Source organism: Pseudomonas sp. LAMO17WK12:I10 (assembly GCF_900215185.1).
Classification (GTDB): domain Bacteria; phylum Pseudomonadota; class Gammaproteobacteria; order Pseudomonadales; family Pseudomonadaceae; genus Aquipseudomonas; species Aquipseudomonas chlororaphis.
On the sequence record NZ_OBDX01000015.1, the window covers coordinates 58,616 to 82,709 of the forward strand.

The following is a 24,094-nucleotide window of genomic DNA, read 5'->3' on the forward strand; positions in this document are numbered from 1 at the left end:
CGCACAGGAGCGCGCCCCATGACCCCATCCCGACAACAGGGCTTCACCCTGATCGAGCTGATGGTGGTGCTGGTGATCATCGGGATCGCCAGCGCCGCCATCAGCCTGAGCATCCGCCCCGACCCGCTGCAGGGCCTGCGCCAGGATGCCGAGCGCCTGGCGCAGTTGCTCCAGGTGGCCCAGGCCGAGGTCCGCGTGGATGGCCGGCCCATCAGCTGGCGGGCGGATGCCAAGGGTTTCGCCTTCAGCCGGCCCAGCGACGACGGCCGCGGCCTCGATCAGTTCAAGGACGACCCGCAACTGCGCCCGCGGCCCTGGGAAAGCCCGACGATCAAAGTGCGCATCGAGCCCGGCCCGCGGCTGGTGCTCAACGCCGAATGGATAGACGCGCCGCTGCAGGTGCAACTGTCCGACGGCCGGCACAGCCTGACGGTGCAACGCACCGCCACAGGCCAGGTCCGGGTGGTGGCGCAGCCATGAGGGCGCAGCCATGAGGGCGCGGACCAACCAGCGCCAAGGCGGCTTTACCCTGATCGAGGTGATGGTGGCGATCCTGCTGATGGCGGTGGTCAGCGTGATCGCCTGGCGCGGGCTGGACAGCGTCAGCCGGGCCGACAGCCATTTGCAGGCCAGCAGCGAGCAGACCGAGGAGCTGCTGCGCACCCTGCACCAGCTGGAACGGGACGTGGCGCTGCGGGCCAGTGTCGAACTGATGGAACCGGTGCCGGCCGGGGCCGATGCCGAAGCCGTCGATGTGCCGGCGGCCCTCACCGTACGCAGCGCCGACAGCGGCACCTTCCGCCTGGATGTGATCCGCAGTTCGGCGACGCCCGGCGAGGGCCTGCAACGGGTGCGCTGGTGGCTCAAGGGCGACACCCTGTACCGCGCGGCGGCGCCGGCCCGCGATCGTTATCCGCTGCCCGCGCCGAAAAACGGCGTGGCGGTGCTGGAGCACGTCAGCGACTTGCAACTGCGGGTCTGGGATCGGGACAAGGGCTGGCGCCAGCTCAGCGGCAACCGCAAGGAAAACCCGCCGGGCCTGGAGATCCGCCTGGTGCGGCAGACGCCCCAGGGCGAAGAGCGTTATCGCCAGGTACTGGGGCCGTTGGAATGATTGCCGCGTCGAGCTGGACACCGCACCTGTAGCCGCTGCCGAGCCCGCGAGGCTGCGATCGAGGTGGGCGGCATTCCGACGAAGTCCTCGCCAAACCTGAGCACGCGGTTTTCCAGGAAAACTGGATTGCCCGGTTTACGACCGCTGCGCGGTCGATCGCAGCCTCGCTGCGCTCGGCAGCGGCTACAGAAACTCGCGCCCCGTCGAAATGGAGGCTTGCCCGCGATCCAGGCCACGCGGGCTGTCTGCGCGGACGCTATCGCGAGCAAGCTTCGCTCCTACAGATGCCAGGTGCCACGTCTCAGCTCAACTCAACAACACCACGCCGCCCGGCAATTCGGTGCATTTGGCGCCGTAGGCGTCGCGGATCAGCAGGGCCACGCCGGCCAGCTGGTTGAGGTTGAAACGCGCCTGCACCTTGCGCTTGCCCAGCTCGGCGTTGAGCAGCACCAGCATGCCCGGGCGGTAGCGGTTGATCTCGTCGATCACCGTGTTGAGGGTGGCGTTGTCGAACACCAGCACCTGCTCGCGCCAGGCAATCACCGCCGTCGGGTCCACCGCCGTCGGCTCGCCGACCTGGCGGCTGTCGTAGGTCAGCTGGCGACCGCTGTCCAGGCGGATCAGCCGGCCGCCGACCTCAACCTGCAGCGCACCATCGATGCAGGTCACGCAGACACTGTGGTTGGTATTGCGCACATTGAAGCGCGCCTGGGAGGCGCTCAGCCAGCCGTTGCCGGCCTGGACCCGCACCGGCAGCGCGCTCTGGCTCAACACCTCGACCTCGCCTTCGAGCAGTTCGATGCCCTGCCCTCCGTCGGCCAGTTCGCGCCGGCTGATGCGAGTCTGGGTGTTGAGTTCCAGGCTCAGCCCGTCCTCCAGTTCGACCCGGCGCTGCTCGCCGACCTCGGTGCGGTAGTCGGCGCTCAGCCCGGCAAAACCGCCGGGCACCGAGACCCGCACCGCCACCAGGGCCACCGAGGCCGCCAGCGCCCCACCGAGAAAGGCCCGGCGGCCGAAGCGCCGCGGCTGGGCCTGTTGCTGGCAGTGTTCGGCGGCCGGCTTCAGGCTGTGCCACAGCAACTTGGCCTGCTCGAAGGCCTCGGCATGCTGCGGGCTCTGCGCGCACCACTGCTGCAAGGCCCGGGCGTCGGCCGCGGTGGCCCGCCCCGAGGTCAGCAGGAGCAGCCAGTCCTGGGCCTCGTTGCGCAGCCGGTGGTCCGGTGTCGCCCGAGAAGTGGAGATGCTAAAGATGTTCAAGCGTGCGGGTACTCACGGATTAATCGGGGCCTTTAGTGACTAGGACGGTTTTCCGGCGCCGGGACCGAACCGCTGAATCACTTTTCTTTCAAGGCGCGAGGCGCAGTGGCCCAGGGCAGCCTTGATTTCCTTCTCGACCATCCGTGTCGAAATGCCGAAGCGCTGGGAGATTTCCAGGTGCGGCGCCTCCTCCAGGCGCGCGGCGATAAAGATCTTGCGGCGGCGCGCCGGCAGTTCGTAGAGCGCCTTGAGCAGCGACTGGATTTCCTTCTGCCCGCCCACCACCCGCGACGGGTCCAGGGCCTCGTCGCTGACCTGCAGCAGTTCCTCGACCTCGCTGCCGGTGAGCAGCCGGGCATCGGCCTCGCGGCGGTCGGCGGCGATGTTCAGGGCCATGCGATAGAGGTAGGCATTGGGCTGGGCCAGGTTCGGCGGCTCTTCCATGCGGTCGACCCGCAGGTAGGTTTCGTGCAGCACATCGTTGGCCAGGTCCTCCGAGCCCAGGCGCCGACGCAGACGCACCTTGAAGTCGTCGTAGGAGGTCAGGAACAACCTGACCATCGCACTGTGCCCGGTATTCTTCATGCCCCAAAGGCTCCCTGGCGTTGTCTGCAATCCATGCGTTTTCCTGCGCTGTCGGGTATCAGAAGCAAGGTCACTGGCTGGCGCAGCGAACTTGGCGCGGGTCGTTCGACCCAGGTTTCACTGAGGCTCTGCACCAGTGCCTCGTCGCGCCGCAGATCGCCGGTGGTGGTGACCAGGCGGCTGTGCTCGATATGCCCGCCGCGGTCGATCCACAGTTGCAGCACCGCGCGATAGCGCCCTGGCCGGGTCAGTTCCGAACGGCACAGGCCGGCCTCCACCGCGCGTTGCAGGGCACTGGCGAAACTGTCGCTGGCCCAGGCCGCGGCACTGCCGCCCGCCCCCTTGGGGGCAGGTGCATCGCTGAGCTGGGCGACTTGCAAGGTAAAGGCATCGGAACGGGCGTAACGGGCCATCAAACCACTTCCTGTCAGCAGGCGACTCAGGGCGTCCCGGGCGCTGTAGCGCCCCTGGACCCGTACCGAGCGACGCCCTCGGGTCAGCTCGCGGTCCACCAGCACCGCCATCCCGGTCGAGCGGCTGAACAGTTCAAGCGCTTCGGCCAGGTCTTGCGCGGCGATGTCCAGGTCCAGCAGCCGGTGCGAATCCACCATCGGCGGCGCGGGCTGCGCCGCCCGCAACCCGCCCGAGGCGGCCAACGCCAACAGCAGCGCAAGACCACAGCGCGCGAACACCGCGTGAAAGAAAGACCGATACCCGACCTTTGCTCGGCGTCGCTGCACGGCTGACCTGTCCCTGAAAACCGTCATCCTGAGGCCAGTTTATGAACCTGATGTGACGGCGCCCGCAAAAAAACCATCACCTTCGCGCCACCCGCCTTGCTTTACACTCAAGGACCGCAACGGCCCCTCCCGGGCCCGCCAGGAGGCTCCCGATGAAACAGCTTCGCACCCTTGTCGCCAGCCTGATGCTCGGCGCCCTGCCGCTGGCCGGCCACGCCGCCGCACCTGGCGAAGCGCCCACCGCCGCTCCCGGTAAAACGCCCACAGAGGGGTGTATCGACGTCAGCGTGGGCGGCTACAAGGCCCCGGACTACGGTTGCCTGAGCCAGCAGATGGGCAACAACCCCGACGGCGCCAAGGCCGAACAGAAGAACCAGGAAGCCCTGCAGGTGCCGATCCACAAGCGCCCGCCGAACCAGATGGGCCTGGCCACCCCGGCCGCCACCAGCACGCGGATGGGCAATACCTTCGGCACTTCGGTGAAGCCGCAGCGGCCTTGAGGTTGTCCGTTCGGCCCCTGTCGCCAGCAGCCGTTTGCCGAGCATTGGCTGGCGTGGAGGGAAAAGGAATCCGGGCTAGACGCTGGGCTGTTGGCGGAACGCCACGGCGAGGCGGTTCCAGCAGTTGATCGCCGCCACCGCGACCGTCAGGTCGACCAGCTCACGCTCGCTGAACTGGCCGCGCACGGCCTGGAACAATGCATCCGGCACCGCGGACTCGGACAACAGGGTCACCGACTCGCTCCAGGCCAGCGCCGAACGTTCCCGCGGGCTGAACAACGCCGAATCGCGCCACACGCCGAGGGCGTACAGGCGCCGCTCGCTCTCGCCGTTCTGGCGCGCCTGCACCGCGTGCATGTCGGCGCAGAACGCGCAATGGTTGAGTTGCGAAACGCGGATCTTGACCAGCTCCAGCAGGGGTTTCTCGATGGACAGGCCGAAGTTTTGTGCCTCGAGCATCAACAGGCCCTTGAGGGCTTCCGGCGAGGCGCTGTAGTAGTCCAGGCGGGGTTCCATCGGGAGTCACCCTGAGCGTGTGTTTGTGTTCCCCCCAGCCTAAGGGCCGGGTCGGCCTGCCCCTATAGCCAATCCGGGGGTTTATCCGCAGTCCATCGGGGCCCGTGTCGGATTCAATACCGTCGAAGCCCTACTGGCTTATCGTCCGAACGCGGCCCGAGCCTGCGGCAGCGGCTACACCACCCGGTCCGAAAGCAGCGTCGTACCCTGTAGCCGCTGCCGCAGGCTGCGATCGCGGACGCAGTCCGCGCCAAGGCCGCAGGCCGATCCCGGGGCGCTACACGAACCCCGGGCTTGCGGGTAATCTGGCGGGCACCGATCGTTTTGGAATGTCATCGATGGAACTGCATGTCGTCATCAACGGGCGCAAGGACCTGGCCGACCAGCTGTACCGGCAACTGCGCGACGCCATCGAGTGCGGGCGGCTGGCGGCTGGCGCCCAGTTGCCGCCGAGCCGCCTGCTGGCCGAGCAACTGGGAATCTCGCGCAAGACGGTGTCGGACACCTACAGCCTGCTGGCCTACGAGAATTTCCTGATCGGCCAGATCGGCCGCGGCACCTTCGTCAATGCCCGGCCGGTGAAGGCCGAACCCAAGCAGAGCGCCGCCGACCTGGCCTGCGCGCAGAGCCTGGAAAAATGGCGGGAGCTGCCCTCGCCCCTGCGCCATCCGACCCTGGAAGGCACCTCGCGCTACGAGTTCATCGGCGGCGCCACCAGCCGCAATCAGTTCCCCCAGGAAGAGTGGCGGCGCTGCACCCAGGACGCCCTGCGGCGGATCGCCCAGAGCGGCGGTTTCTACAGCCAGCCGGAAGGCCTGCCGGCGCTGCGCAATGCAATTGCCGGGCATGTCTCGTTCTCGCGCGGCGTGGTCTGCAGCGACGCCGACATCGTGGTCTGCAACGGCGCGCAACAGGCCCTGGACCTGATCGCCCGGGTGGTGCTCGAACCCGGCAGCCTGGTGGCCATGGAAGACCCCGGCTACACCCCGGCGCGCCTGCTGTTCAGCGCCCAGGGCGCGACAGTGATCGGCGTACCGGTGGATGATGAAGGCCTCCAGGTCGAGCGGATTCCCGACGGCGTGCGCCTGATCTACGTCACCCCGTCCCACCAGTTCCTCCTGGGCATGCCCATGAGCCCGGCCCGCCGCGAGGCCCTGCTGGAGCGGGCGCGGGAGCTGGGGGCGATCGTCATCGAGGACGATTACGACAGCGAGTTCCGCTACGAGGGGCGGCCCACCGATTCCCTGCAAAGCCTGGATAAGCGCGGCGTGGTGGCCTATGTCGGGACCTTTTCGAAGACCATGCTGCCGCAGCTGCGCCTGGGCTACGCGGTGCTGCCGCCGGCGATTCTCGGCGCGGTGATCAAGGCCAAACGCCTCACCGACTGCCACACCTCGACCTTGCCGCAATGGGCGCTGGCCAAGTTCATCGACGAGGGCTACCTGCTCAAGCACATCCGCCGCTGCCACACAGTGTACGCCGGACGCCGCGAGCGCATTCTGCAGCGCCTGAACGGCGACCTCTCGCCCTGGCTGCAGGCGGTGCCGTCCACCGCCGGCTTCCACATGGCGGCGCTGTGCAAGGTGCCGGTGAACATCCCGCTGTTGCTGGAGCTGGCGAAGAAGGTCGAGGTCGGGCTCTACCCGCTGCACGGTTTCTATTATCAGGAGCCGGCCAGAGACGGGCTGTTCATCGGCTTTGGCGCCATCGAGACCCTGGACATCGACCCGGCCCTGGACAAGGTGCGCGACATCCTGCAACAGATCGCCTGATTGGCCCCGGGCTTTTCCCGGGGATTGGTTATTTTTGTTGCAATCTTGCGGCCCTATTCTGAGCCTCCAGCAAACGCCGTGACTGCAACTGCGATCTTGAGATCCCGCACCTGCTCCGTCGGAGTGCCGCCCAAGCCGATCGCAGCCTGCGGCAGCGGCTACAGGACTCGCGGAGGGTTCTAGATGTCCAGTCCAGCCATCAATATCGTGCAGATCCGGGCCGCCCAGGGCCGTTCGGAGGCGCTTGGCCAGCAGTTGACCACGCTTCTCGCCGCCCTGCGCGAGGCTCCCGGTTGCCTGGCGTACAGCGCCCAGTGCAACACAGCGGACTCGCAGCACTGGACCGTGCGCGGCCAGTGGCGCTCGGCGGCCGAGATGCAGGCGCATTTCCATCTGCCGGCGGCCCAGGGTTTCATCGACCTGCTGGACCGCCGCCTGGCCTGCGCCCTCGACTTCGAACACTGAGGCATTGGTCTGCGCTTCTTTGCCGGGATTGGTTATAGGCCGGTCGCGCCAGCGGGCTTACCTTGAGCCGGCCCCTTTCGCACCGGAGAAACCGACCATGAAGCCCCTCGCTGCCCTGACCTGCGCCCTCGCCGGCCTGACCCTGCTCACCTCTCTGGGCGTTGCCGCCCATGACCCGGAGTACGGCCAGGAGAAACTCAAGATCCTGCAGGAACATGCCCTGGGCAACCTGCCGGGCAAGACCGCGCTGATGCTCACCGTCGACTACGCACCGGGCCAGGCCACGGTGCCGCACATGCACAAGGGCGCGTCCCTGGCCTATGTGCTCGAAGGCGAGATCACCTCGCGGGTCAACGACGAACCGGCCATCACCTACAAGGCGGGCGAATCCTGGTACGAACCTGCCGGCTCGCAGCACCCGGTGTCGGCCAACGCCAGCGCCAGCAAACCCGCCAGGCTGCTGGTGTTCATGCTCAAGGACGCCAAGGACGAAGTGCTGACGCCGCTGAAGCAGTAAGCGCTTGGCCGCTATTTTTTTCTGTAGGAGCGGCGTTTTTTGTAGCCGCTGCCGCAGGACCTTGAGCCCCTTGCGAGCGTTCCGCTCGATCGCAGCCTACGGCAGCGGCTACAGCATTTCTTGAGGCCATGAAAAAAGCCCCGTATCTCGCGATACGGGGCTTTTTCATTTACCGCTCGATCAGGCCGCCGCTACAAGGCCCGATTGACCGCTCATGGCCAGGTCCAGCAACTCGCGGTTGGCCACCGCGTACATGGCGTAGTCGGTGCCGCTGGCGGCACGGATTTCCACCAGCATCGCGCGCCAGCGCTCGACCATGCTCTGGTTCTGCTCAAGCCACAGGGCCACGCGGGCTTCCATGTCTTGCGGCGCGTCGGCCATTTGCAGGACCGAGATGGTGATCGCCCGCTGCTGCCAGTCCACGTCGTCGCGGAAGGCTTCGCGTGCCTGGGCCTGCCAGTTGTTGGCCACCGGCAGATCGCTGATCTGCTGCAGGTACCACGGCAGGTCCAGCGCGCTGCCCACGGCGAAGTAGGCCTTGGCCACATCGGCGGCGTCGTGCCCGGTGACATCCGCGGCCTCGATGATCGGCAACAGGGTGTACAGGTGGGTGGTACCTGCCACCATGCGCGCCAACAGCTCGGGCACGCCGGCTTCGACGTAGGCGGTGTAGCGGGTCTGCCAGCCTTCGCGGGTCGGGCCTTCCAGCAGTTCGTCGAGCTTGAGGCCCAGCGCCGCCAGGTGCGGACCGAAGTGCGCGACGTCACGCGCGGCATCCTGCTCGTTGCGACGGCTGCGCAGGAACCAGCGAGTGGCGCGACGGCCAAGGCGCATCAGCTCGTCCATCAGCTCCAGTTGCACCTGGGCCGAGACCTGGTGGTCCAGGGCTTCGATCTGGCGGAACCAGTGCGGGAGATGGAAGATGTCACGCACGATCACATAGGCGCCCGCCACGTTGGCCGGGCTCATGCCAGTGGACTCCTTCAGGCGTTGCACGAAGGTGATGCCCATGTGGTTGACCAGGTCGTTGGCGATCTGGGTGCTGACGATCTCGCGCTTGAGGCGGTGACGGCGCATGGCGTCGGCGAACTTGCTGACCAGGGTCGGCGGGAACGCGGTTTCCATGTCGCGGGTCAAGTAGTCGTCGTCCGGTACCAGGGAACCCAGCAGCTGTTCCTTGAGGTCGATCTTGCTGTAGGAGATCAGCACCGACAGTTCCGGACGGGTCAGCCCGTGGCCGGCGCTGACGCGTTCGTTGAGCTGCTCTTCCGACGGCAGGAACTCGATGGCACGGTCCAGCTTGCCACGGCCTTCCAGGTCGCTCATCAGGCGCTTGTACTCGGCGATCCGGGCAAAGGCGCGACGGGCCGCCAGGGACAGGGCCTGGGTCTGCTTGTAGTTGTTGCCCAACACCAGGCCACCGACTTCGTCGGTCATGCTCGCCAGCAGCTGGTTACGCTGCTTGTCGGTCATGTCGCCGGCCTGCACCACTTCGTTGAGCAGGATCTTGATGTTCACTTCGTGGTCGGAGCAGTCCACGCCACCGGCGTTGTCGATGAAGTCGGTGTTGGAACCACCGCCATTGAGGCCGAACTCCACACGACCCAGCTGGGTCATGCCGAGGTTGCCGCCCTCGCCCACCACCTTGCAGCGCAGCTCGTTGCCGTTGACCCGCAGCGCATCGTTGGCCTTGTCGCCGACATCGGCGTGGCTTTCGGTGCTGGCCTTGACGTAGGTACCGATACCGCCGTTCCACAACAGGTCCACCGGCGCCTTGAGCAAGGCGTTGAGCAGCTCGGTCGGGGTCAGCTTGTCGGCCTGGATGTCGAAGCGTTCTTTCATCTGCGGCGAAATGGCGATGCTCTTCGCGCTGCGCGAGAAGATGCCGCCGCCTTCGGACATGATGCTGGTGTCGTAGTCGCTCCAGGCCGAACGCGGCAGGTCGAACATGCGCTGGCGCTCGGCGAAGCTGGTGGCCGGATCCGGATTCGGGTCGATGAAGATGTGCATATGGTTGAAGGCCGCGACCAGCTGCAGCTTGTCGGACATCAGCAAGCCGTTGCCGAACACGTCGCCGGCCATGTCACCGACGCCCACAACTGTGATGCTGTCTTGCTGGACATTGATGCCGCGCTCGCGGAAGTGGCGCTGTACGCCGACCCACGCGCCCTTGGCGGTGATGCCCATTTTCTTGTGGTCGTAACCGGCGGAACCGCCGGAAGCGAACGCATCGCCCAGCCAGAAGCCGTAGTCGATGGCGATGCCGTTGGCGATGTCGGAGAAGGTCGCGGTGCCCTTGTCCGCCGCCACCACCAGGTACGGGTCATCGTCGTCGTGACGCACCACGTTGGCCGGCGGCACCAGGACGCCGTCCTTCAGGTTGTCGGTGATGTCCAGCAGGCCGGAGATGAAGATGCGGTAGCAGGCGATGCCTTCGGCCGCGATCTCGTCCCGGCTGCCGCCCAATGGCAGGCGACGCGGCAGGAAGCCGCCCTTGGCGCCCACCGGCACGATCACCGAGTTCTTCACTTGCTGGGCCTTTACCAGGCCGAGGACTTCGGTACGGAAGTCTTCTTCGCGGTCGGACCAGCGCAGGCCGCCACGGGCAACGTTGCCGAAGCGCAGGTGCACGCCTTCGACCCGCGGCGAGTAGACGAAGATTTCGAACTTCGGCACCGGCTTGGGCAGCTCGGGAATCAGGTGCGGGTTGAACTTGAAGCTGAAGTACGACTTGTTATGGCCGTTGGCGTCGGTCTGGTAGAAGTTGGTCCGCAGGGTGGCCTTGATCAGGTCCAGGTAGCGACGCAGGATGCGGTCTTCGTTGAGCACCTGGACATCGTCCAGGGCGCTGAGGATCGCGTGCTCCAGGCGTTGCTGCTTGTCTTCCAGGTCATCGCTGCCGAGCTTGCGCGCCAGGTAGAAGCGGGTCTTGAACAACCGGGTCAGCTCGCGGGCGATATCGGTGTGGTTGTTCAGGGTGCTGGCGATGTAGCCCAGGTCGAAGCCCAGGCGGATCTGCTTCAGGTAACGGGCGTAGGCACGCAGCAGCGCGACGTCGCGCCATGGCAGGCCGGCGGTCAGCACCAGGCGGTTGAACGCATCGTTCTCGGCATCGCCACGCACGATGTGGACGAAGGCGTCCTGCAGGGTGTCGTTGAGCTGCTGGATATCCAGGTTCAGGCCTTCGGCCGCGGTGAAGGCGAAGTCGTGGATCCAGAACTCACGGCCGCTGGCGTGACGCAGGCGATACGGGAACTCGCCGAGCACGCGCAGGCCGAGGTTTTCCAGGATCGGCAGCACGTCGGACAGCGCCAGCGGGGTATCGGCGTGATACAGCTTGCAGTGCAGCAGCGGCTGGCTGGTGGACTGGGTCAGCGGCTGGTAGAAGCTCATCACCAGCGGGTTGGCCTCGGTCAGGCTCAGCAGGTGCTGCATGTCGACCACCGCCGAATGCGCGGCGAAGCGCTCGCGGTAGCCGGCCGGGAAGCCTTTCGGGAAGTCGGCCAGGACGTTGGTGCCGTGGGCTTCGCCGAAGCTTTCGACGGTCAGCGCGGCGTAGTCGTCCTGCCAGCTGCGGCAGGCCTGCACCACTTCTTTTTCCAGCAGCAGCGGGTCGATATCGATGCGGTTCTTCGGGTCGACCCGCAGGATCAGTTGCACGCGCGCCAGCACGGACTCGGAGAAGAAGGTCCAGAATTCGCAGTCGGTGGCCTTCAGGCGATCCATCAGCACCTGCTGGATCTTCTGCCGCACTTCGGTGGAATAGATGTCGCGCGGCACATAGGCCAGGCAGTAGCAGAAGCGACCGTACGGGTCCTTGCGCAGGAACACGCGGATCTTGTTGCGTTCCTGGATCTGCACGATCGACATCACGGTGTTGAACAGCTCGTCGACCGGGGTCTGGAACAGGTCGTCGCGCGGCAGCACTTCGAGGACCTGGGCCAGTTCCTTGCCCAGGTGCGCCTTGGCCTGGAAGCCGGAGCGCTGCTCGATGATTTCCACCTTGCGGCGGATATAAGGAATCACCCGCACGCTTTCGCCGTACACCGACGAGGTGTACAGGCCCATGAAGCGGCATTCCTTGAGCACATTGCCGTCGGCATCGATCTGGCGGATCGACACGTAGTCCGGGTAGGCCGGACGGTGCACGCGGCTTGGGTGGGCGGCCTTGGCGAACGACAGCGGCGTCGGTTCGCGCAGGTAGTTCACGGCGTAGTCTTCGATGCGCAGGTCGTCGACGGTGAGGCCGGCGCGCAGCAGCTTGGTCAGGCCGAGGAAGGAGTCCTGGTCGTACTCGATATGGCCACCGTGGTGGTCCTCGCGCACCACGAACTCTTCGTAGCCAAGGAAGGTGAAGTGGTTGCCCACCAGCCATTCCAGGAAGCTCTTGATCTCGCCCTTTTCATCGGCGTCGATCTCGAACTGGCTGTTGCCGATGCCATCGATCAGTTCCTGGACCTTGGCTTTCATCGGCTCGAAATCGGCCACGGCGACGCGCACTTCGCCGAGCACCTGCTCCAGTTCCTTGCTCAGGACATTGAGCTCGGCGGTGTTGGCGCAGCGGTCGATCTCCAGGTACATCAGCGATTCTTGCAGGATGCCTTCGCCCTGGGTGCCCTTGGGCAGGATTTCCAGCAGCTCGTTCTTGCTCCCGCGACGCACGCTCAGCACGGTGGTCTGCAGGGTGTGGATGCTGTAGCCGCGGCGGTTCAGCTCGGTGCGGACCGAGTCCACCAGGAACGGCAGGTCATGGTGCAGCACTTCGACCGCGGTGTGGGTCGACTGCCAGCCATGACGTTCGTAATCGGGGTTGTAGACGCGCACTTGCGGTTGCGCGTGGTCGAAGCGCTCAAGCAGGCGCCAGGCAGAAAGGGTGCAGCCCGCCAGGTCGGACAAGCGACGCTGGGTGAGTTCGTCCAGAGAAATGATGCCGAAGAATTGTTCAGCGAACAGCGCCACTTGTGGCAGTGCCTGTTCACTGATGTGCTGCGCCAGTGCCGCTTGCAGTTGGTGCTGGAAGTCGGCCTTGCTGGCTGCGGTGAAGAACGCCATCTGTGGTACTCCGCTTGGGCTTGTTATTGAGTAAAGCGTCGCATGCAATCCCCTTGCGGGGGTGTCGGTCATCCTGCTCCTGGATCTCGGGCAGAGGTCGCAGGATGACAGGGTGGTGAAGCTGTATGAGACGCTCAGGTCACATTCACCGTTCCCGGATGGGCATCTGCAAAAACGACTGCCGCGGTGCGCCGGGCAATGCCTTTACAGGTGCTCATCCGTTGCGCAGCTTAACGAGTGCGGCAAGAGCGCTGCTTGCGGTGCTGCGACATATTCGGTCATTGGCAGGCAACTGGCGGGCCAAGCCTTGAACAACACTAGCAGCCGCCGGACAAAACGGCGGTCGCGCCGAGGCTTTACGGGACTGTCGTGCCAGAAACGGCCCGCGTCGGGAACCCACTCTCTGACACACAAAGCAGCAGAAATTCCCCCGGGCTGGCAGAATTGCACTTTGTTCGCCCCGCTCCCCCAGCGGAGCCAGACCCAGGACTCGCCCCATGCAAATGACCACCGCCCACCTGATCGCCAACCCGTGCGACGACGAAGAAGACAACATGGCCATGCTCTGCTGCCACAGCAACCAGGGCGAGATGTTCCTGATGACCCGCTACCCGGACGAGGACGAACTGGAGATCACCCTGGACGGCGAGCCCTCGACCTTGGACGGGGTGAAAGTCACCCTGGGCCCGACCCGCCTGCTGATCGAAATCGCCGCGACCGACGCCGACGCGCTCAATGGCAGCGATCACCTGGAGATCCTGCACAACACCGCGGCGGCGGACCTGGCGGAAGTCGAGCAAACCCTGCAGAACATCCTCAAGGGCACCGGCACCTATATCAGCGAGCTTTGATTTTACGAGCTCTGCGATTTTACGAGCTCTGATTTACGAGCTCTGATCGACGAGCTTTGATTCAACCCACTGTGAGCAAGCGACTGGTTTCTTGACAAGAAACCGGCGCCCCGGCATTGTCTGACAACCTGACTTACGAGCCCCCTCCTCCATGCTTCAGCTCCAGCGCCCCGACACCCTGGTCGAACGAGTGGTCAACGCGATCCGCAAGGAAATCGATGCCGGCCGCCTGACCGCCGAATCGCGCCTGCCGACCGAACAGCAATTGACCGAGCAACTGAACGTCAGCCGCTCGGTGGTGCGCGAGGCCGTGGCGCAACTCAAGGCCGACGGCATCCTGGTCAGCCGCCGCGGGCTGGGCTCGTTCATTTCGCAGAATCCCAATGGCAGTGTGTTCCGTTTTCCCAGCCAGAAGGGCCGCAAGCCCGATCTGGTGCAGATGTTCGAAATGCGCCTGTGGATCGAAACCCAGGCCGCTTCCATCGCCGCCCAGCGCCGCGACGACGCCGACCTGCAACGCATGCGCAGCGCCCTGCAAGAGATGCACGACCAGCGCAGCGATCTGGCCGCGGCCGCCCTGGCCGACGTGGAGTTCCACCGGGCCATCGCCGACGCCAGCAAGAACCACTACTTCGTCGCCTTCCATGATTTTCTTCGTGGCCAGCTGGCCGAAGCGCGGCGCACCGCCTGGGAAAACTCGGCGGCCCATTCGGTCGGCGGTTCCGCCGATGCCGGCCGCGAACACCAGGCGCTGTACGAAGCCATCGCCGCCGGTGACCGGCAGCAGGCCGCCGCCTGCGCCGAAGCGCACCTGCGAGCCGCGGCCAAACGCTTGAAAATCGACCTGCCGAGTATCGATTAACCCCCTGTAACCACTGTCTGGCGGACGCTGCCGCGCGGCGTCTTTTGTTTGCTTAGATTTATCTGACAACCTGATGATCAGACCCGAACAAGAATAACCAAGGTGACATCTGCATGATCTACGACTACTGCATCATCGGCGGCGGCATCGTTGGCCTCGCCACCGCCATGGCGCTGCTCGAACGCCAGCCCGGCGCCTCGCTGCTGATCCTGGAAAAGGAGAACGTCCTGGCCCGGCACCAGACCGGCCACAACAGCGGGGTGATCCACGCCGGTATCTACTACGCCCCGGGCAGCCTCAAGGCCGACCTGTGCAAGCGCGGCGCCCAGGCGACCAAGGATTTCTGTACCGAGCACGGGATCAGGTTCGAGGTCTGCGGCAAGCTGCTGGTGGCCTCCACGCCGCTGGAAGTCGAGCGCATGCATGCCTTGTACGAGCGCTCGCAGCAGAACGGCCTGAAGGTCGAACGGCTGGATGCGCAAGAGCTGCAGCGGCGCGAACCGAACATCGTCGGCCTCGGCGGCCTGTTCCTCGATGCCACCGGCATTGTCGACTACAAGCAGGTGTGCGAAGCCATGGCCCGGGTCATCCAGCAGGCCGGCGGCGAAGTGCAACTGCAAACGACCGTGCGCGCCATCGTCGAAAGCGCCGACAAGGTCACCATCAGCAGCGACGACAAGGTCTGGAGCGCCCGCCAGCTGGTGGCCTGCGCCGGCCTGCAATCGGATCGCCTGGCGGCCCTGGCCGGGGTCAGGATCGACCACCAGATCATCCCGTTCCGCGGCGAGTACTTCCGCCTGCCAGCGACGAAGAACGCCATCGTCAATCACCTGATCTACCCGATCCCCGACCCGGAGCTGCCGTTTCTCGGCGTGCACCTGACCCGCATGATCGACGGCAGCGTCACCGTCGGCCCCAACGCCGTGCTCGGCCTGGGCCGGGAGAACTATCGCAAGTTCTCCGTCAACTGGCGCGACGTGGCCGAGTACGCAACCTTCCCCGGTTTCTGGAAAACCATCTGGAACAACCTCGGTTCCGGCACCACGGAAATGAAGAACTCACTGTTCAAGCGCGGCTACCTGGAGCAGTGCCGCAAATACTGCCCGTCCCTGGAAGTCGCCGACCTGCTGCCGTATGAGGCCGGGATTCGCGCCCAGGCGGTGATGCGCGACGGCACCCTGGTGCACGACTTCCTGTTCGCCGAAACCCCGCGCATGGTCCACGTCTGCAATGCCCCCTCGCCGGCCGCGACCTCGGCCATCCCCATCGGCCAGATGATTGCCGAGAGAATCCTCAAAGCCCGTTGATCCCCGCTGCACGGGTGCCTGGCGCCCGCTTGAAAATAACTACAAACAACAAGGAATCCTCAGATGTCAGTCCATGAGGCGGCCCCGGCCGCATGCGAAACGCCGCAACAAAAACAGAAACGCCTGCGCAAGGTCGCGGCGGCGACCATCTTCGGCTCGATGCTGGAGTGGTACGACTTCTATCTGTACGCCACCATGGCGGCCATCGTCTTCTCGAAAATCTTCTTCGACCCCGGCAACCCGAAAGTCGCCTCGCTGCTGGCGTTCTCCACTTTTGCCATCGGCTTTATCGCCCGGCCCTTCGGCGGCATCCTGTTCGGTTACCTGGGCGACCGGTTCGGGCGCAAGCAAGTGCTGGTGATCACCTTTTGCATGATGGGTGTGTGCACTACGCTGATCGGCCTGATTCCCAGCTATGCCTCGATCGGCATCTGGGCGCCGATCATCCTGGTGCTGGTGCGGATCATCCAGGGCCTGGGTGCCGGTGCCGAACTGTCCGGGGCGGCGGTGACCTCCTATGAACACGCCAGCGAAGGCAAGCGCGGCAGCCAGGGGGCCTGGCCGGCGCTGGGCCTGAACCTGGGCCTGCTGCTGTCGTCGCTGACCGTCTACCTGCTGACCATGAACGGCAATGAGTTCCTGCTCTCCGGCGGCTGGCGCATTCCGTTCGTTTGCAGCATCGCCCTGGTCGGCGTCGGCCTGTGGGTACGGCGTAGCATTCCGGAAACCCCGCAGTTCGAGAAGCTGGACAAGGCGCAGGAAAAGGACAGTGCCAAGGTCCAGGCCTCGCCCCTCAAGCTGCTGTTCAAGAACGACCTCAAGGGCCTGGCCGTGGTGCTGTTCGTGGCCATCGGCTACAACGCCCTGAGCTACATCTTCAAGACCTTCTCCCTGGCCTACCTGACCCAGTACAAAGGCGTCGAGGCCCATGTCACTTCGCTGTCGGTGACCATCGCCAGCCTGGTGGCGATAGTCGCCGTGCCCTGCTTCGGCTGGCTCTGCGACAAGTGGAGCAGCAAGAAGGTGCTGATGCTCGGCGGCCTGTGCTCGGTGCTGTTCGCCTATCCGTTCCTGAGCCTGCTCAATACCGGCGAGCCGCTGATGATCTACCTGGCCATCGCCATCGGCACCGGGGTATTGGCGCCGATGATGTTCGCGCCCCAGGGCTCGTTCCTCAGCCGCCAGTTCCCGACCCAGACCCGCTCCTCCGGCTTCGGTACCGGCCGTGAAATTGGCACCGCCATCGCCGGCGGCCTGGCGCCCCTGGGCGGGCTGGCCCTGGTGGCCAACTCGGCCACTCACTCGACCGACGGCGTGGCGCTGATCCTGGCGGTCTCGGCGGTGATGGTGGTGGTCTTCGCCCTGTGCGACCAGGGCCGCAAGCACTCCAGCTTCAAGAACTGAGCACCCGCCACTGACGCGCCGTGAGAGCGGCGCGTCAGGCACCCGCCGCCATCCCCTTGCGTCGATCCTCACAATAGGTCCCAGCGTTGCGGACGATTACCGGTTATTTACAGAAATTTGCCAGGTGCCGTTAGTCGCCGGGGGCCCGGATGGATTAAAGTAACGCCCCCAGCCCTGGCGTTATTCGAACGCCCTCGGTCACCCTCTGCAGGAACAGTCATCGATGGAACATCGTGAAGCGCTACTCGCGCTGCGAACCTTTCTTTCAACGCAGATTCTCGGCCAGGAAAAACTCATCGAGCGCTTGCTCATCGCCCTGCTCGCCGACGGCCACATGTTGGTCGAGGGCGCCCCGGGCCTGGCCAAGACCAAGGCCATCAAAGAGTTGGCCGAAGGCATCGAAGCGCAGTTCCATCGCATCCAGTTCACCCCCGACCTGTTGCCGGCCGACATCACCGGCACCGAAATCTATCGTCCGGAAACCGGCAGCTTCGTGTTCCAGCAAGGGCCGATCTTCCACAACCTGGTGCTGGCCGACGAAATCAACCGCGCCCCGGCCAAGGTCCAGTCGGCCTTGCTCGAAGCCATGGGCGAGCGCCAGGTCAGCGTCGGCCGCAGCACTTATGAGCTGTCGCCGCTGTTCCTGGTGATGGCCACGCAGAACCCCATCGAGCAGGAAGGCACCTACCCGCTGCCCGAAGCCCAGCTCGACCGTTTCCTGATGCACGTGAAGATCGGCTTCCCCGACGCCGCTGTCGAGCGGCGCATCCTGCAACAGGCCCGTGGCGAAGCGCTGAACGGCGAAACCAAGCCCGAGCGCCGCATCAGCCAGCAGGCGATCTTCGCCGCGCGCAAGGAAATCCTCGGCCTGTACATGGCCGACGCCGTGGAGGAATACCTGGTGCAACTGGTGATGGCCACCCGCACCCCGGCCAAGTTCGACCCGGAGATGGCCGAATGGATCGCCTATGGCGCCAGCCCGCGCGGCTCCATCGCCCTCGACCGCTGCGCCCGGGCCCACGCCTGGCTGGCCGGGCGCGACTTCGTCAGCCCCGAGGACATCCAGGCGGTGCTGTTCGACGTGTTGCGCCACCGCATCATTCTGTCCTTCGAAGCAGAAGCCGCCGGCATCGACCAGGACCGGGTGGTCCAGCGGATTCTCGACGTCGTAGCCGTCGCTTGACCCCGATGAACGCCAGCCCTGTCGATGCCCCGGGCATCCGCGTCAGCCTCGCCGAGCTGATCGAGATGCGCCATCGCGTGCGCGAAGTGCAGCTGTTTTCCACGCCGAGCCAGCGCAGCCCGCTGGTCGGCCTGCACCACTCCAAGCTGCGCGGCCGTGGCGTCGACTTCGACCAGGTGCGGGTCTACCAGGCCGGCGACGACGTGCGCAGCATCGACTGGCGCGTCACCGCGCGCACCCAGGAACCCCACACCAAGCTGTTCCACGAAGAACGCGAACGGCCGATCTTCATCATGGTCGAGCAGAGCCGGCGGCTGTTCTTCGGTTCCGGGCTGATGTTCAAGTCGGTGCTCGCCGCCCAGGCCGCGAGCCTGATCGGCTGGGCCGCCCTGGGCCACAACGACCGGGTCGGCGGCCTGGTGTTCGGCGACGACGAGCACTACGAAATCAAGCCGCGACGCAGTAAGCAGAGCCTGCTGCAACTGCTCAACCGCCTGGTGCGGGTCAACCAGTCGCTGCACAGCGAAACCGAACCCGAACGCGACGCCCTCGGCACCGCCCTGCGCCGTGGCCGCGAAGTGCTGCGCCCGGGCAGCCTGGTGATCGTGATCTGCGATGAACGCGCCCTGAGCGACGCCGCCGAACAGCAACTGAGCCTGCTGTCGCGCCATTGCGATTTGCTGCTGATGCCGCTGTCCGACCCGCTGGACCACGCCCTGCCCGCCGCCGGTCTGCTGCGTTTCGCCGAACGCGGCGCGCAGCTGGAGCTGGACACCCTCAACTACGAACTGCGCCAGGCCTATCGGGCGCAGAGCGAAGCGCGCATCGCCCGCTGGGAACTGCTGGCGCAGAAGCTGCGGGTGCTGCTGATGCCCCTGAGCACCCAGAGCGAAATGGTCGAGCAACTGCGCGAGTACCTGAACCCGCAACGCCCGGGGAAAACCCGATGAGCAGCCTCGAGCAACTGCAGCCCTTGATCGCCCCGCCCGCCATCGGCCTGTGGCCTCCGGCACCGGGCTGGTGGCTGTTGCTGGTGTTGCTGCCGCTGCTCGGCTTTGGCCTGTGGCGGCTCAAGCGCTTCTGGCCGCGCCAACATACCCTGCCCCGCGCCGAACAACCGCTGGACCCGCTGCGCCTGGCCGCCCTCGCCGAACTGGCGCTGTTGCCCAAGCCCTACGACGGCGCGCCCGCCGGCGCCTGGCTGCAACAGCTCAATGGCTTGCTCAAGCGTCTGTGCCGCAACCATTACCCCTACAGCCAGAGCCACACCCTCAACGGCCGCAAGTGGCTGGCGTTCCTCGACAACCGCTGCCCGGCGGCCGGCCTCACGCGCTGGATGGTCCTGGTGGAAGGCGCCTACAAGCCCGAGTGCAAGCTCGACGACAAGGCCATCGCCGGCCTGACCCAGGCGGTGGAAATCTGGATTCGCAAACATGTTTGAGTTCGCCTGGCCGTGGATCTTCGCCCTGCTGCCGCTGCCCTGGCTGCTGCGGGTGCTGCTGCCGGTGGCCGACAGCGGCGAACCGGCGCTAAAAGTCAGCTTCCTCAGCGACCTGGAAGGCCTGGCCAAGCGCCGCGCCCGAGCCAACCTGCCGACCTGGCGCCAGCAGGCCCCCTTTATCCTGCTGTGGCTGTTGCTGCTGCTGGCCGCCGCCCGCCCGCAATGGCTGGGCGAACCGCTGCCCGTGGCCGCCAGCGGTCGCGACCTGCTGGTGGCGGTGGACGTCTCCGGCTCCATGGACTTCCCCGACATGCAATGGCAGGACGAAGACGTCAGCCGCCTGAACCTGGTCCAGCACCTGCTCGGCGACTTCCTGGAAAGCCGCGAAGGCGACCGCGTCGGCCTGATCCTGTTCGGCAGCAAGGCCTACCTGCAAGCGCCGCTGACCTTCGACCGGCACACCGTGCGCGTCTGGCTGGACGAAGCGAAGATCGGCATCGCCGGCAAGAACACCGCCATCGGTGACGCTATCGGCCTGGCGCTCAAGCGCCTGCGCCAGCGTCCGGCGCAGAGCCGGGTGCTGATCCTGGTCACCGACGGCGCCAACAACGGCGGTGAAATCGACCCGCTGACCGCTGCCCGCCTGGCCGCCGAAGAAGGCGTGAAGATCTACCCGATCGGCATCGGCGCCGACCCGGAGCAAAGCGGCACCCTGGGTTTGCTTGGCCTCAACCCGAGCCTGGACCTCGACGAGCCGGCCCTCAAGGCCATCGCCGCAGCCACTGGCGGGCGCTATTTCCGCGCCCGCGACAGCCAGGAGCTGCAAGCGATCAAGGACACCCTCGACCAACTGGAACCGGTGACCCAGCAGCCGACCCAGGCCCGTTCGGCACAGGCGCTGTACAGCTGGCCGCTGGCCGCGGCGCTGCTGTTGAGCATGCTGCTGGTGGTGCGCGAACGTTGGCCGGACCATCCGCTGCAACGCTTCTTCACCCGCGAGCGTTTTCTGCAACCTTTGCCAGACTGGCGCGAACGGCTCAAACGCCTGCGCCTGCGGAGGCGTCGATGAGCGCGCCGTTCTGGGCCGAACTCTGGCCCCACTGGTTCCGTCCCTGGTGGCTGCTGCTGTTGCCGCTGCTCGGCTGGCTGTTGTGGCAGTTGTGGCACCGGCAGAAACGCGCCGGCCGTTGGCAGATGATCCTGCCGCCGGCCTTTCACGCCGCCCTGCTCAGCGGCGGCAACGGCCGCGAAAGCAAACTGCCGTGGATCGCCCTCGGCCTGGCCTGGATTCTCGCCGTGCTGGCCCTGCTCGGCCCCGGCTGGCAGCGGGTCGAACAGACCAGCCAGAAACCGGCCGACCCGCTGGTGGTGCTGCTGGAACTGACCCCGGAAATGCTCGCCGGCGACGTCCCGCCCAATCGCCTGGAACAGGCCCGGCGCAAGCTGCTGGACCTGCTGCAGGTACGCAGCGATGCGCAGACGGCAATCGTGGTCTACGCCGGCAGCGCCCACACCCTGGTACCGCTGTCGGACGACCTGGCCACCAGCCGCAACCTGCTGGAAGCCCTCAAGCCATCGATCATGCCCCAGCCCGGCCATCGCGCCGACCTGGCCCTGCAAAAAGCCTTGAAGCTGCTGGACCAGGGCGCGCTGGGCCAGGGCCGGATCCTGCTGATCGGCTCGTCCCTGAGCGAGCAGGAACGCCAAGGCATCCGCCAGGCCCTCGGTGGCCAGGCGCCGCAGCTGTTGATGCTCGGGATCGGCAGCCGCCAGGGCTCGCCGGTGGCCCAGGAAGATGGCAGCTTTCTCAAGGACGAACAGGGCGCGATCCTCATGTCGCGCCTCGACGGTCCGAGCCTGAAGCGCTTCATCGGCGAAATGGGCGGCCGCTATCGCCCGGCGCGCCTGGACGATAACGACCTGCGCGGCCTGGGCCTGCTCAGCGGTCCGCAGAACCTGCGCAGCGACGGCCAGACCCTGCGCCTGGACACCTGGGCCGACCAGGGTTACTGGCTGCTCCTGCCGCTGTTGCTGCTGGCCGCCTGCGCCGGGCGCCGCGGCTGGCTGTTCTGCCTGCCGCTGCTGCTGTTCGCCGTGCCGCAGCCCAGCTACGCCTTCGAGTTCAACGACCTGTGGCTGCGCCCCGACCAGCAGGGCCAGCGCCTGCTGGAACAGAAGCGGCCCGGCGAGGCCGCGCAGCATTTCGAGGACCCACAGTGGCAAGGCGTGGCGCTGTACGAGGCCGGCAACTACGCCGCTGCCGCTCAGCGCTTTGCCGAAGGCAACGACGCCCGCGCCCACTACAATCGTGGCAACGCCCTGGCCAAGAGCGGCGAGCTGGAAGCCGCGCTGGATGCCTACGAGCAGGCTCTGGAGCTGCAACCGGAGCTTGCCGCCGCGCAAAAGAACAAGGCCCTGGTCGAACGCCTGCTGCAGGAAACCGAGCCCGCGCCGCCGGAAGAACCGGCCAAGGGCGAAAGCCAGGACAACGACGAAACCCGCCAGCCGCCGCAAGCCGGCGCGGCGACCCAGGCACCGGTCACCCCGGGCCAGCAGCCGCCGGAGAACAGCCACCCCACCAGCGCCGACGAGGCGACGGACGACGAGGTCGCCACCCCGGGCAACGATGCGGTTCCCGGCAGCGAACTGGGCGACGAACAGACCACCACGCCGCCGCTGCGCGATGCCCAGGACAATTTCGACGGCGAACACCGTCAGGCATTGGAACAATGGCTGCGGCAGATTCCGGACGATCCGGGCGAACTGCTGCGCCGCAAGTTCTGGTACGAACAGCAACAACATCAGGATCAGGGAAAAATTCGATGACCCGCTTCACCGCCCTCTTACTCACGCTTGTACTGACACTCGGCGCCTTTGCGGCCCGGGCCGAGGGGCTGGTCGCCAGTGTCGACCGCAGTCGCGTGAACTCTGGGGAAACCGTCGAGCTGACCCTGGAATCCAACAATGTCACGCTGTTCGGCAAGCCCGACCTGACCCCGCTGCAAGCGCAGTTCGAGGTCCAGGGCACGCGCCAGGTCAACCAGTTGACCAGCCTCAACGGCGACAACCGCGCCATCACCCGCTGGATCATCACCCTGCTGCCCAGGACCACCGGCACCGTGGTGATCCCGGCCCTGCAACTGGGCGAAGTACAGAGCCAACCGATCACCCTGCAGGTGCTGCAAAGCGCAAGCCGCAGCGACAGCGCGCCGCTGGAGCCGGTGTTCATCGATGCCAGCCTCGACCAGGACAGCGTCTACGTGCAAGCCCAGGCAGTGCTGACCCTGCACATCTATCACTCGGTGTCGCTGTACGACGACAGCAGCCTGACGCCATTGCGGATCGACGACGCCCGGGTCGAACAGCTCGGCGAGTCGCGTACCTATGAAAAAGTCATCAACGGCGTGCGCCACGGCGTGATCGAGATCCGCTACGCAATCTTCCCCCAGCACAGCGGCGTGCTGGACATTCCGGAGCTGACCTTCAGCGCTACCCTGGCCGACACTGCCAGCACCCAGGACCCGGCGCCCGGCCTGAAGCCGGGCAAGCTGATGCACGTGAGCTCGGCGCAGATGCCGCTGACGGTCAAGGCCAAGCCAGCCGAATACCCGGCCGACGCGCCCTGGCTGCCGGCCCGCAGCCTGAGCCTGGGGGAAAGCTGGAACCCCGAGCCGGAGCACAGCCAGGTCGGCGACTCATTGACCCGCAGCCTGACCCTCAAGGCCGAAGGCCTGTCCAGCTCGCAGTTGCCGCCCTTGCCGGTGACCGAAGCCAACGGCCTGCGCAGCTACCCGGACCAGCCGCAGCTGAGCAACCAGGTCAGCGACCGCGGGCTGATCGGCAGCCGCGAAGACAGCCAGGCCCTGGTGCCGAACCGCAGCGGCAGCATCGACCTGCCGGCGCTGGAGGTGGTCTGGTGGAACACCCATGAGGACCACCTGGAACGCAGCAGCCTGCCGGCGCGCACCCTGCAGGTGGCGAACAACCCGAGCCTGGTGGTGGACACCCCGGCCGGCACGACGCCATCTGGCGCCGGTGACGACAGCGGCACACTGTGGGCCTGGAAACTCAGCACCCTGCTGCTCGCCTGCACCACCCTGCTCGGCTTCGGCCTCTGGTGGCGCGCACGCTGGCAACCGGCAATCCTGCGCGCCGTGCAGGCCGGCCCCAACCCGCGCACCCTGCTCGACGACCTCAAGCGCGCCTGCCTGGCCAACGACCCGCAAGCCACCCGCCAGGCCCTGGACGCCTGGGCCCGCCAGCAACCGGAAACCCTGGCCGACATGGCCGCCCGCTTCGTGCCCCTGTCCGACGCCCTGGATGGCCTCAACGGCGCGCTCTACAGCGAAACCGGCCACTACTGGCAAGGCGAAGAACTGTGGCGCGCGATCCGCGCCATCCCGATCGCCGAACACGTCCAGGCCCCACTGGCCGACACCAGCAGCCTGCCGCCGCTCTACCCGAAATAACCCAGGAAACCGCGCAGCCTTGCGCTGCGGTTTCTGCACCCTATTTCAGAATTGTCCCC

General features: G+C 66.1%; 21 protein-coding genes. 16 read left to right on the top strand and 5 right to left on the bottom strand.

Annotated elements, in window-relative coordinates; all coding sequences use genetic code 11:
- The first annotated feature begins 18 nt into the window (after positions 1-18).
- Both gspH and CRO75_RS17305 read left to right on the top strand, forming a co-directional pair.
- Positions 19-480 (top strand): type II secretion system minor pseudopilin GspH, encoded by a 462-nt coding sequence (gene gspH, locus CRO75_RS17300; protein WP_097137030.1) that lies wholly within the window; start codon positions 19-21, stop codon positions 478-480.
- A 10-nt stretch (positions 481-490) separates the two neighbouring features.
- The gene (locus CRO75_RS17305; protein WP_097137032.1) at positions 491-1,114 is read left to right on the top strand and encodes a type II secretion system protein GspJ; all 624 of its coding nucleotides are present in this window, start codon (positions 491-493) and stop codon (positions 1,112-1,114) included.
- A gap of 306 nt (positions 1,115-1,420) precedes the next feature.
- Here CRO75_RS17305 and CRO75_RS17310 read toward each other — a convergent pair whose 3' ends face one another.
- Genes CRO75_RS17310 through CRO75_RS17320 form a run of 3 tightly spaced genes read right to left on the bottom strand, consistent with a single transcriptional unit; the run spans position 1,421 to position 3,567 of the window.
- Positions 1,421-2,371 carry a FecR domain-containing protein gene (locus tag CRO75_RS17310; RefSeq protein WP_097137034.1) on the bottom strand — a complete coding sequence of 317 codons (951 nt, stop codon included), beginning with the start codon at positions 2,369-2,371 and terminating at the stop codon, positions 1,421-1,423.
- Positions 2,372-2,410: 39 nt separating this feature from the next.
- On the bottom strand, positions 2,411-2,956 hold the full coding sequence (locus CRO75_RS17315; protein ID WP_009043644.1) for an RNA polymerase sigma factor: 546 nt from the start codon (positions 2,954-2,956) through the stop codon (positions 2,411-2,413).
- A complete protein-coding gene (locus tag CRO75_RS17320) occupies positions 2,953-3,567 on the bottom strand; it encodes an STN domain-containing protein (RefSeq protein ID WP_097137165.1) in 615 nt (204 codons plus the stop codon). The genes CRO75_RS17315 and CRO75_RS17320 overlap by 4 nt, the downstream gene beginning before the upstream one ends.
- Positions 3,568-3,848: 281 nt before the next feature.
- Between CRO75_RS17320 and CRO75_RS17325 the strand changes: the two genes are divergently transcribed.
- Positions 3,849-4,196, top strand: coding sequence for a hypothetical protein (locus CRO75_RS17325; protein ID WP_097137036.1), 348 nt, complete (start codon positions 3,849-3,851; stop codon positions 4,194-4,196).
- Between the two features lie 75 nt (positions 4,197-4,271).
- Here the strand turns inward: CRO75_RS17325 and CRO75_RS17330 are convergent, their stop codons facing one another.
- Positions 4,272-4,712 carry a carboxymuconolactone decarboxylase family protein gene (locus CRO75_RS17330; protein WP_097137038.1) on the bottom strand — a complete coding sequence of 147 codons (441 nt, stop codon included), beginning with the start codon at positions 4,710-4,712 and terminating at the stop codon, positions 4,272-4,274.
- A 338-nt stretch (positions 4,713-5,050) separates the two neighbouring features.
- On the opposite strand from CRO75_RS17330, the gene CRO75_RS17335 reads away from it, so the two are divergent.
- The 3 genes from CRO75_RS17335 (at position 5,051) to CRO75_RS17345 (ending at position 7,466) form a co-directional block, all read left to right on the top strand.
- A complete protein-coding gene (locus CRO75_RS17335) occupies positions 5,051-6,484 on the top strand; it encodes a PLP-dependent aminotransferase family protein (protein ID WP_097137040.1) in 1,434 nt (477 codons plus the stop codon).
- 183 nt (positions 6,485-6,667) lie between these two features.
- On the top strand, positions 6,668-6,949 hold the full coding sequence (locus tag CRO75_RS17340; RefSeq protein WP_097137042.1) for an antibiotic biosynthesis monooxygenase: 282 nt from the start codon (positions 6,668-6,670) through the stop codon (positions 6,947-6,949).
- Positions 6,950-7,046: 97 nt separating this feature from the next.
- Positions 7,047-7,466 carry a cupin domain-containing protein gene (locus CRO75_RS17345; RefSeq protein ID WP_097137044.1) on the top strand — a complete coding sequence of 140 codons (420 nt, stop codon included), beginning with the start codon at positions 7,047-7,049 and terminating at the stop codon, positions 7,464-7,466.
- A 180-nt stretch (positions 7,467-7,646) separates the two neighbouring features.
- Here CRO75_RS17345 and CRO75_RS17350 read toward each other — a convergent pair whose 3' ends face one another.
- A complete protein-coding gene (locus tag CRO75_RS17350; protein ID WP_097137046.1) occupies positions 7,647-12,518 on the bottom strand; it encodes an NAD-glutamate dehydrogenase in 4,872 nt (1,623 codons plus the stop codon).
- A gap of 497 nt (positions 12,519-13,015) precedes the next feature.
- On the opposite strand from CRO75_RS17350, the gene CRO75_RS17355 reads away from it, so the two are divergent.
- From CRO75_RS17355 to CRO75_RS17400, 10 genes are all read left to right on the top strand, one after another.
- Positions 13,016-13,369, top strand: a complete 354-nt coding sequence (locus tag CRO75_RS17355) for a hypothetical protein (RefSeq protein WP_097137048.1) — start codon at positions 13,016-13,018, stop codon at positions 13,367-13,369.
- A 151-nt stretch (positions 13,370-13,520) separates the two neighbouring features.
- Positions 13,521-14,231, top strand: a complete 711-nt coding sequence (locus CRO75_RS17360; RefSeq protein ID WP_007925785.1) for a FadR/GntR family transcriptional regulator — start codon at positions 13,521-13,523, stop codon at positions 14,229-14,231.
- A 113-nt stretch (positions 14,232-14,344) separates the two neighbouring features.
- Entirely contained in the window at positions 14,345-15,538 is a 1,194-nt protein-coding gene (lhgO, locus tag CRO75_RS17365; RefSeq protein ID WP_097137050.1) for an L-2-hydroxyglutarate oxidase, read from the top strand.
- A gap of 63 nt (positions 15,539-15,601) precedes the next feature.
- A complete protein-coding gene (locus CRO75_RS17370; RefSeq protein WP_097137052.1) occupies positions 15,602-16,942 on the top strand; it encodes an MFS transporter in 1,341 nt (446 codons plus the stop codon).
- 223 nt (positions 16,943-17,165) lie between these two features.
- A complete protein-coding gene (locus CRO75_RS17375; protein WP_007925774.1) occupies positions 17,166-18,125 on the top strand; it encodes a MoxR family ATPase in 960 nt (319 codons plus the stop codon).
- Between the two features lie 5 nt (positions 18,126-18,130).
- Entirely contained in the window at positions 18,131-19,075 is a 945-nt protein-coding gene (locus CRO75_RS17380) for a DUF58 domain-containing protein (protein WP_007925772.1), read from the top strand.
- Entirely contained in the window at positions 19,072-19,566 is a 495-nt protein-coding gene (locus CRO75_RS17385) for a DUF4381 domain-containing protein (protein WP_097137054.1), read from the top strand. The genes CRO75_RS17380 and CRO75_RS17385 overlap by 4 nt, the downstream gene beginning before the upstream one ends.
- Positions 19,559-20,635: a VWA domain-containing protein gene (locus CRO75_RS17390; protein ID WP_097137056.1), complete on the top strand. Its 1,077-nt coding sequence runs from the start codon at positions 19,559-19,561 to the stop codon at positions 20,633-20,635. Before CRO75_RS17385 ends, CRO75_RS17390 begins: the two co-directional genes overlap by 8 nt.
- The gene (locus tag CRO75_RS17395; protein ID WP_097137058.1) at positions 20,632-22,392 is read left to right on the top strand and encodes a VWA domain-containing protein; all 1,761 of its coding nucleotides are present in this window, start codon (positions 20,632-20,634) and stop codon (positions 22,390-22,392) included. The genes CRO75_RS17390 and CRO75_RS17395 overlap by 4 nt, the downstream gene beginning before the upstream one ends.
- Complete coding sequence (locus CRO75_RS17400; RefSeq protein WP_097137060.1) at positions 22,389-24,035, top strand: BatD family protein; 1,647 nt, start codon at positions 22,389-22,391, stop codon at positions 24,033-24,035. The genes CRO75_RS17395 and CRO75_RS17400 overlap by 4 nt, the downstream gene beginning before the upstream one ends.
- Positions 24,036-24,094 lie beyond the last annotated feature (59 nt).